Genomic DNA, 8,886 nt, shown 5'->3' with positions numbered 1-8,886 from the left:
GTAAGAGAACGGAGTCATGATGCCTGAAGGTTTACATCCTTCCACTCACCCCCCACTCCCACCCACCACGGAAGATGATCGGGTGTTGTGGCTTCGTCTCTTGCGCTCCCGTCGTGTCGGGATTGCAATTTTTTTCCGTCTTTTGTCTGAACATGGCAGCCCTGCCGCTGCGCTTGACGCCCTCCCCGAAATTGCCCGCGCTGCAGGTGTGGAGCGCTACCAAACCTTCTGTGAAGAAACTGCACGCGCCGAGCTTTCCCGTGGTGCTGACGCCGGCGCAACGCTCATCTGCTACGGCACGCCTGAATACCCCGTAGCGCTGTATGATCTTTCCGATCCCCCCCCCCGATCCTCTGGGCGCGCGGCGATATCTCCCTCCTGAACAAACCCTCCATCGGCATGGTCGGTGCGCGAAACGCTTCCTCTCTTGGCGGGCGAACGGCGCGTATGTTGGCGGCTGAGCTCTCTGAGCAGGGCCATGTCATCGTCTCTGGGCTCGCCCGCGGGATTGATACATCCGCTCACATCGCGAGTTTAGAGCACGGCACAATCGCGGTGCTCGCAGGGGGCGTCGGTATCATCTACCCGTCAGAAAACGCACATCTCGCGCGGGATATCTCGATCAAAGGCCTTCTGATCAGCGAACAACCCATGGGCCTTGCCCCACAAGCGCGCCATTTTCCTCGCCGTAACAGGCTGATATCTGGGCTATCTATCGGTCTAGTCGTCGTTGAGGCCGCCGCCAAGTCTGGCAGCCTGATCACGGCCCGCAACGCATTGGATCAGGGCCGCGAGGTGCTCGCTGTACCAGGGCACCCCTTTGACGCCCGCGCCTCTGGCTGCAACATGCTCATCCGTGATGGCGCCACACTTGTGCGCTCTGCCGCTGATGTTCTTGAAACACTTGCGCCGCTCGCCCCGGGCGCGCCCACACCACAATCCGAACTATCGCTCAATATCCCACCGCCCCCGCCAGAGCGGCGCGACTTGGCTGAAACGGCTGCTTTACATCAGCAAATCCTCTCGCGCCTCGGCCCCTCGCCGCTGCCCGAAGACCAGCTGATCCGCGATCTGGCCCAGCCTGCAGCCACAATTGGCCCCGTTCTTATTGAACTCGAACTTGACGGTAAGATCAGTCGCGCAGCAGGTGGAATGCTCACAAAAGAGCTGTAAAATGAGCCCTGAAAGCCCGCCGTTCACTGTATTTTCAGACTGAACTACAATCACCGCATTGACATTCCCTATGCGCTGGCCACATTTTGCGCGGCCACAGAGCCCGCGAATTTGAGAGGAAGTTTATGCCCGTAGTTGTTGTCGAATCCCCGGCCAAGGCCAAAACGATCAATAAATATTTGGGGTCCGACTACACCGTGCTTGCCTCTTATGGTCACGTACGCGACCTGCCGCCCAAAGACGGGTCGGTTGATACTGAGAACGATTTCGACATGACATGGGAAATCGGCGTTGATAGCCGCAAGCATGTCAAAGCCATTGCCGACGCTCTCAAAAATGATCCAAACCTCATTCTCGCAACCGACCCTGATCGCGAGGGAGAGGCGATCAGCTGGCACTTGGAGGAAGCTCTGCGCAAGCGCAAAGCGATCAAGAAAGACACGCCCGTCAGCCGCGTTGTCTTCAACGCAATCACAAAAGCCGCTGTCACCGAGGCGATGAAAAATCCCCGCGAGATCGACGCACCGCTGGTTGAGGCCTACCTCGCGCGCCGCGCGCTTGACTATCTGGTCGGCTTCAATCTCTCCCCCGTGCTCTGGCGCAAGCTGCCAGGCGCGCGCTCCGCAGGTCGTGTGCAGTCGGTCTGCCTGCGTCTCATCGTTGAGCGCGAGATGGAGATCGAAGCCTTCAATCCGCAAGAATACTGGACCGTCAAGGCCGTGCTCAGCACAGCGCGCGGTCAAGACTACGAGGCCCGCCTCACCGTGCTTGCTGGCAAAAAGCTTGAGAAGTTTGATATCTCAAATGTCACACAGGCCGAGCTCGCGGTACAAGCCATCGAAAGCCGCGAGCTGTCGATCACGTCGGTCGAGGCCAAGCCTGCCGCGCGCAACCCCTCTGCCCCGTTTATGACATCAACGCTTCAGCAAGAGGCTTCCCGCAAGTTTGGCATGGGTGCGCGCGCCTGTATGAGCACAGCACAGCGCCTCTATGAAGCGGGTCACATCACATATATGCGGACCGATGGTATCGACATGGCCCCCGAGGCCGTAACAGAAGCCCGGACTGCGATTGCCGCACGCTTTGGTGACAAATACGTCCCCAAAGAGCCACGTATCTACAAGAACAAAGCCAAGAACGCCCAAGAGGCGCACGAGTGTATCCGCCCAACCAATCTTGAGGCGGACGCAGCTGCGCTCAAGCTGCGCGATGCAGACCAAGCCAAGCTCTATGAGCTGATCTGGAAACGCACACTCGCTTGCCAAATGGAAAGCGCTCGCATGGAGCGTACGACAGTCGAAATCGGCTCAAAAGATGAACAGGTCGGACTGCGCGCCACAGGTCAGGTTGTTTTGTTTGACGGCTTCATGGCCGTCTACGAAGAGGGCCGCGATGACGCTGTTGTTGATGATGACGACAAGCGCCTGCCCCAGATCAGCCAAGGCGAAGCCGCTCCCAAAAAGTCGGTGACACCCGAACAGCACCACACTCAGCCGCCCCCCCGCTATACCGAAGCAACACTCGTAAAGCGCATGGAAGAGCTCGGCATTGGCCGCCCCTCAACTTACGCCAGCGTTATCACCACGATCCAAGACCGCGAATATGTGCGCAAAGAACAAAACCGTCTTTTCCCCGAAGACAAAGGCCGCATCGTTACGATATTTTTGCTGAACTTCTTCCGCAAATACGTCGGCTACGAGTTCACATCTTCGCTTGAGGACGAGCTTGATGATGTTTCTGCTGGCAACCGTGACTACAAAAAAGTTCTCGAGCGTTTTTGGCGCGATTTCTCCGTCGCCATCGCCGAAACAAGCGAGCTGCGCATCTCCGAAGTGCTCGATGTCCTCGACGAAGCCCTCGCGCCACAGCTCTATCCAGCGCGCGAAGACGGAAGTGATCCGCGCATCTGCCCGAAATGTGGCCAAGGCCAACTGCATCTGAAAACATCACGCACCGGCGGCTTCGTTGGCTGCGGGAATTATCCTGAATGCACCTACACCCGCCCGATCGCGGGCGAAGGCGCCGACGGCGACGAGCGTGTGCTTGGCGAAGACGCAGGCGATGAGATCTGGCTCAAGTCAGGCCGCTTCGGTCCCTATGTCCAGCGCGGCGAGCCGACCCCCGAAAACAAAAAACCGCCACGCGCTTCGCTGCCAAAAGGCTGGCAAAAAGACGAGATGGACCTTGAAAAGGCTCTCACGCTTCTCAGCCTGCCACGCCAAATCGGCGAGCACCCGGAGGGCGGCATGATCACCTCCAATTTTGGCCGTTTCGGGCCCTATGTGATGCACCAGCTCCCGGACGATGCAAAGCCGACCTATGCCAACCTCAAAGACCCGAATGATGTGTTTGAACTTGGTATGAATCGCGCGGTGGAACTACTCGCTGAGAAGCGCGCCAACCCGGGTCGTGGCCGTTCGGCGGCCGCAAAGCCGCTCAAAGAGCTGGGTGAGCACCCCGAGAGTGGTGGAGCAATCAACGTCATGGAAGGCCGCTATGGCCCCTATGTGAAGTGGGAAAAGGTAAATGCAACGATTCCCAAAGATGTCGAAGCAGCGGATGTGACTATCGAACAGGCTGTCGAATGGATCGCCGAAAAGGCAGCCAAGGGCGGCAAGAAAAAAGCCGCCGCAAAGAAGCCAGTAACCAAAAAGCCCGCTGCGAAAAAAGCTGCGCCCAAGAAAACGGCTGCAAAGAAAGACTGAAATGAGCGGCGGGGGGACTAAGTAGAAACCCTGCCGTGATTGACTCCTTTGCGCCCGCGCGCCAAAACTTGGCCAACCATTTCCCTCAGGAGTTCTCCCATGAAAAAAGTCTACGGATCAGCCGCCGAAGCGCTGGACGGCCTTCTCTTTGATGGCATGTTCATCGCCTCGGGCGGCTTCGGTCTTTGCGGCCTGCCAGAGCTTTTGTTGCAAGCGATCAAAGACGCTGGCACCAAAGACCTCACCTTTGCCTCAAACAACGCAGGCGTAGATGACTTTGGCATCGGCATTTTGCTTCAAACAAAGCAAGTGAAGAAAATGATTTCGTCCTACGTTGGTGAAAATGCGGAATTCATGCGCCAATATCTCTCTGGTGAGCTTGAACTTGAGTTCAACCCCCAAGGGACATTGGCCGAGCGCCTGCGCTCTGGTGGATGTGGCATCCCTGGCTTCTACACCAAGACAGGTGTCGGCACAGTGATCGCCGATGGCAAAGAGCACAAAGATTTCCCGACAGGCCCCAATGGCGAAAACGAGACCTATATCCTCGAAACTGGCCTTTTCGCGGACCTCGCTGTTGTGAAAGCGTGGAAAGCAGACGCCACAGGCAACCTCGTTTTCCGCAAAACTGCGCGCAACTTTAATCCGCCTGCCGCTATGTCAGGCAAAATCTGCGTCGTTGAAGTCGAGGAAATCGTACCAACCGGCTCGCTCGACCCTGATCACATTCACCTGCCCGGCATCTACGTGCACCGCATCATCCAAGGCGATCACGAGAAACGCATCGAGCAACGCACAGTACGGAGCGCATAATATGTGGGATCGCAATCAAATGGCGGCACGCGCCGCACTCGAACTGCAAGACGGCTGGTATGTAAACCTCGGCATCGGAATTCCGACGCTCGTGAGCAACTATATCCCCGAAGGTGTTGAAGTGACCCTCCAGTCCGAAAACGGCATGCTTGGCATGGGCCCTTTCCCGATCGAAGGCGAAGAAGATCCAGACCTGATCAATGCGGGCAAACAGACCATCACAGAGCTGCCCCAGACAGCCTATTTTGACAGCGCCCAGAGCTTCGGCATGATCCGCGGCGGCAAAATCGCAATGGCGATCTTGGGCGCAATGGAAGTCGCCGAGAACGGCGATCTGGCAAACTGGATGATCCCTGGCAAACTCGTCAAAGGCATGGGCGGCGCCATGGACCTTGTGGCTGGCGTGGGCCGTGTGGTTGTGGTCATGGATCACACCAACAAACATGGCGAAAGCAAAGTCCTCAAGGAATGCACCCTGCCGCTCACAGGCAAGGCCGTTGTGGACCGCATCATCTCTAATCTCGGTGTGCTTGATGTCGTTGAAGGCGGCCTCAAGATCGTCGAACTCGCTGATGGTGTGACTGAAGAAGAAATGCGCGCCGCGACGCAGGCAACACTGGTCTGAGCCGACCAGCATCATGATAGAAAGCGGGTCTCCTTTGAGGCCTGCTTTTTTCTTGGCCAAACTTAGCGACAAATCCATAAAATTGCCCAATTTTGCCCCTACACCTTCGGGCAATGACAATGAGCAGTGACTTTCCAGTAGCGCCCAAGAGCACGGGCTTCCATCGCTGGCGCGACTATGCGCTTTTAAGCGGTCTTTTTGTGCTTGTGCTCGCAGGCCTTGCCTCGCTGGCAGCGGCAACAGGCTGGGACGAAACCCTGACACAGTTACGCAAGCTCTCTCTTCTTGAGGTCAGCATCCTTCTAGCACTCTCCCTCGTGGTGCTCTGGCGGGGCCCCATCTTAGTATCATGGGTGTACTGAGTGTCTGTTGCACTAGATCAACATAAACAAACTCCTTGAAACCTTTGATTCTTGCAAAAAAAACCAATCTAAAGCATGGTCGCGATAATAAAGGGCAAAAAGCCCATAAAATAATGTGATCAGAGAGGCAGGTCACAATGACATTGAGCAGAATTCTAAAAGCAACCGTCGCAAGCTTTGCGTTAGCATTGGCGACAGTTCCAAATATCAGCGTGGCAGAGTCGCTGCGCGTGGTCAAACGTGGCACATCAAGTACGCTTGAAGTCCCGATGAACCGCGCCGTCGTGGTCGAAAGTGATCAACCCTTCGCAGAGCTGAGCATCGCAAACCCAGCCATTGCAGACATCTCGTCACTGTCAGATCGCACTATATATGTGCTCGGCAAGGCCCCTGGACTAACCACGCTTACCCTTCTTGATGCCAACGGCCGCCTCATCACCAACGTTGATGTGCGCGTCGCCTCTGACATCTCCGAATTCAAAGAGCGTCTGCGCCAAATTCTTCCCGGCGAGACAATCGAAGTGCGCACCGCCAATGATGGCATTGTCATCTCTGGTACGGTTTCTTCCGCGGCACGTCTCCAGCGCGCTCTCGACCTGGCGGAGCGCTACGCGCCCGAGCGGGTCTCAAACCTGATGGTTGTCGGCGGCATCCAGCAAGTTATGCTCAAAGTACGTTTTGCCGAAATGCAGCGCACAGTGTCCAAATCGCTTAGCGCCTCTTTGGCACTCAATGGCAGCGCCGCAGGCGGCAACCTTGGCCTCAACGGCGGTACCAACACAACAAACAACTCAGGCGGCATCACGACAGCCCTTGGTGGCGCAGTACCTGGCATCAATGAAAACAACGGCGCTATGCTCTTTGGTTTCAATGCAGGCTCCGTCCAAGTCGGTGTCTTGCTCGAAGCCCTCGAGACAAAAGGCGTCGCACGCACATTGGCCGAGCCAAACCTGACGGCACTTTCAGGCCAAGAGGCCAAGTTCCTCGCGGGTGGCGAATACCCAATTCCCGTGGCTCAAGACAGCGGCTCTGTCACGGTCGAATACAAGCCCTTCGGTGTCGAGCTTAACTTTATCCCCCGCGTGGTTGATGGCGATCTGATCAACCTCGAGCTGGAAGCAGCAGTATCATCGATTGACCCGAACAATGGCGCAACCTTCAACAACTTCACTGTAGATGCCTTCAAGCGCCGCGAAACCAAAACAACAGTCGAGCTGCGCGATGGTGAAAGCTTCGCAATCGCAGGTCTTCTGCAAGATGACTTCCGCGACAGTGCAGGCCAGGTGCCTTGGCTCGGTGACTTGCCGATCCTCGGTGCGCTCTTCCGCAGCGCCGATTACAACCGCCAGCAGTCTGAACTTGTGATTATCATCACAGCCCACCTTGTCACGCCCACACGCGGCGAAGCCCTCGCGCTTCCAACAGACCGTGTTCGCCCACCGTCCGAGAAAGACTTGTTCTTGCATGGCCGCGTTGCCACGACGGGTGAACAAGGCGGTGTTGTCGGCGAGGTTGCAAAACAAGACTTCAACGGCTCTTATGGTTATGTGATGGAGTAAGGGACATGGTGGGGTTTATGAAAAAACGAATAACGCGCAACGCATCGGTCGCTCTAGCGGCCTGCACCGCGCTGACCGCCTGCTCAAACAACCCAGCCATGATGCGCTTTGAAAGCGAAGCTGGTGTGCTTCTGGTCGGGCCCTCGGTTCACGGCATCACGCAATTGGGCAACATGTAGGGTTTTCATGACACACCGCCGGTTCGAGCTTTTACTGGCCACCCCTCTTATCTTCGCTTTGGCCGCTTGTTCAACAGGCGGCCTTGGCGCATCCAAAGACAGCCCCTACGCGCCGGGCCGCAAGGCTGGTGTTGAGGCCGTGGATGGCTTGCTTGTTGGTCACCGCCTCATGGACGCGGGCGAATACGAGCTCGCCCTGCGCGCCTTTACCCGCGCAGCAGCCGCGCAAGGTATGACAGTCGATGTGCTGAGTGCACTTGGATCCGCCAATATCGGTCTCGGGCGGCTCGGGCAGGCCGAAAAGCTCTTGCGCCGCGCTATTGAAGAAGACGATGCCGTCCCCGAAGCCTGGAACAATCTGGGAGTGATCCTGATGGAGCGTGGCGAATTTGCCGAAGCCGCGCAAATATTTCAGCAGGCCTATGCACTCGATGATGGCCAAAGTGACTCAATTCGCGATAATCTAGGCTTAGCACTCGTAAAATCGGAGAATTCCGACTATACAGAGAGCAACGAAGAGCAAAAATATAAATTGGTACGGCGCGGAAGCAGCGACTTTCTGATAAGATCGATACCATGACGAGGCAGAGGCAGTAAAAGGACGCAGGCAAATGCGCCATTTTCGAGTAGTTTCCATGTGCTTTCTGGGCATAGCTACGCTTGCTGGCTGCCAGAAGTCAGGTGATCAAGAGGTCAACCGCGCATTTCAAGACGTAAATGTAGTTGATGAAAGCAACCTGAGTGACATTATGCTCACGGTCGCCGACCCCAATGAAGCGGTCAACTATTTCAAGCGCACAGTCGCCGAAAACCCCGATCGTGCTGATCTTCACCGTGGCCTTGGTCAGTCTCTGATCCGCGCCAAACGTCCGACAGAGGCCGTTCCCGTCTATGAGCGCCTGATGAAACTGGACGGCGCAACCGATGAAGACCGGGTCGATTACGCCGATGCCCTTCTGCGCGCAGGTGACTGGCCCAAAGCCGAAGCCACGCTTGATGCTGTCCCCCCGACTTATGAAACCTTCAAGCGCTACCGCCTTGAAGCTATGGTGGCCGACAGCAACAAAGAATGGAAAAAAGCAGACAGCTTTTACGAAACAGCCGTGGGTCTCACAACGCGTCCCGCAGGCGTCTTGAACAACTGGGGCTATTCCAAGCTCAGCCGCGGTGACTTCAAAGAAGCCGAACGCCTGTTTGCAGACGCAATCCGCCAAGACAGCTCGCTCTTCACAGCCAAAAACAACATGGTTCTGGCCCGTGGCGCTCAGCGCGATTATAACCTGCCCGTCATCCCGATGTCTCAGGTCGAACGCGCCCAGCTTTTGCACACTCTTGGCCTATCGGCTATCAAGCAAGGCGATGTCGAGACAGGAAAAGGCCTCCTCCAAGAAGCCATCAACACTCATCCGCAGCACTTTGAAGCCGCCGTGCGCTCCCTGCGCGCGCTTGACAGCAACGTTAGCAACTAAA

Annotated in this window: 8 protein-coding genes and 1 pseudogene; all 9 read left to right on the top strand. The window is 56.6% G+C overall.

Features of this window, described 5'->3' with window-relative positions; genetic code table 11:
• Nucleotides 1–19: 19 nt before the first annotated feature.
• A pseudogene (dprA, locus tag P8O11_RS06815) lies at nucleotides 20–1,173 on the top strand (DNA-processing protein DprA).
• Between the two features lie 125 nt (nucleotides 1,174–1,298).
• Nucleotides 1,299–3,878: a type I DNA topoisomerase gene (gene topA, locus P8O11_RS06810; RefSeq protein ID WP_300293036.1), complete on the top strand. Its 2,580-nt coding sequence runs from the start codon at nucleotides 1,299–1,301 to the stop codon at nucleotides 3,876–3,878.
• 99 nt (nucleotides 3,879–3,977) lie between these two features.
• Nucleotides 3,978–4,691 (top strand): CoA transferase subunit A, encoded by a 714-nt coding sequence (locus tag P8O11_RS06805; RefSeq protein ID WP_300293034.1) that lies wholly within the window; start codon nucleotides 3,978–3,980, stop codon nucleotides 4,689–4,691.
• Between the two features lies 1 nt (nucleotide 4,692).
• A complete protein-coding gene (locus P8O11_RS06800; protein WP_089887270.1) occupies nucleotides 4,693–5,316 on the top strand; it encodes a 3-oxoacid CoA-transferase subunit B in 624 nt (207 codons plus the stop codon).
• A gap of 119 nt (nucleotides 5,317–5,435) precedes the next feature.
• On the top strand, nucleotides 5,436–5,678 hold the full coding sequence (locus tag P8O11_RS06795; protein ID WP_300293031.1) for a hypothetical protein: 243 nt from the start codon (nucleotides 5,436–5,438) through the stop codon (nucleotides 5,676–5,678).
• Between the two features lie 137 nt (nucleotides 5,679–5,815).
• Nucleotides 5,816–7,237 carry a type II and III secretion system protein family protein gene (locus P8O11_RS06790; RefSeq protein WP_300293029.1) on the top strand — a complete coding sequence of 474 codons (1,422 nt, stop codon included), beginning with the start codon at nucleotides 5,816–5,818 and terminating at the stop codon, nucleotides 7,235–7,237.
• 17 nt (nucleotides 7,238–7,254) lie between these two features.
• On the top strand, nucleotides 7,255–7,416 hold the full coding sequence (locus tag P8O11_RS06785) for a hypothetical protein (protein ID WP_300293027.1): 162 nt from the start codon (nucleotides 7,255–7,257) through the stop codon (nucleotides 7,414–7,416).
• Nucleotides 7,417–7,423: 7 nt separating this feature from the next.
• Nucleotides 7,424–7,996 (top strand): tetratricopeptide repeat protein, encoded by a 573-nt coding sequence (locus P8O11_RS06780; RefSeq protein ID WP_300293025.1) that lies wholly within the window; start codon nucleotides 7,424–7,426, stop codon nucleotides 7,994–7,996.
• Nucleotides 7,997–8,027: 31 nt separating this feature from the next.
• The gene (locus tag P8O11_RS06775) at nucleotides 8,028–8,885 is read left to right on the top strand and encodes a tetratricopeptide repeat protein (protein ID WP_300293023.1); all 858 of its coding nucleotides are present in this window, start codon (nucleotides 8,028–8,030) and stop codon (nucleotides 8,883–8,885) included.
• Nucleotide 8,886 lies beyond the last annotated feature (1 nt).

Source organism: Lentibacter sp., from assembly GCF_029254145.1.
GTDB lineage: Bacteria > Pseudomonadota > Alphaproteobacteria > Rhodobacterales > Rhodobacteraceae > Lentibacter.
The sequence above is the reverse complement of the archived record's forward strand: the minus strand, read 5'-3'. Positions and strand labels throughout refer to the sequence as shown.

Bases quoted from the DNA above. Each gene is read 5' to 3' on its own strand.
- topA (WP_300293036.1), top strand. From the start codon at position 1,299: ATGCCCGTAGTTGTTGTCGAATCCCCGGCCAAGGCCAAAACGATCAAT.
- P8O11_RS06805 (WP_300293034.1), top strand. From the start codon at position 3,978: ATGAAAAAAGTCTACGGATCAGCCGCCGAAGCGCTGGACGGCCTTCTC.
- P8O11_RS06800 (WP_089887270.1), top strand. From the start codon at position 4,693: ATGTGGGATCGCAATCAAATGGCGGCACGCGCCGCACTCGAACTGCAA.
- P8O11_RS06795 (WP_300293031.1), top strand. From the start codon at position 5,436: ATGAGCAGTGACTTTCCAGTAGCGCCCAAGAGCACGGGCTTCCATCGC.
- P8O11_RS06790 (WP_300293029.1), top strand. From the start codon at position 5,816: ATGACATTGAGCAGAATTCTAAAAGCAACCGTCGCAAGCTTTGCGTTA.
- P8O11_RS06785 (WP_300293027.1), top strand. From the start codon at position 7,255: ATGAAAAAACGAATAACGCGCAACGCATCGGTCGCTCTAGCGGCCTGC.
- P8O11_RS06780 (WP_300293025.1), top strand. From the start codon at position 7,424: ATGACACACCGCCGGTTCGAGCTTTTACTGGCCACCCCTCTTATCTTC.
- P8O11_RS06775 (WP_300293023.1), top strand. From the start codon at position 8,028: ATGCGCCATTTTCGAGTAGTTTCCATGTGCTTTCTGGGCATAGCTACG.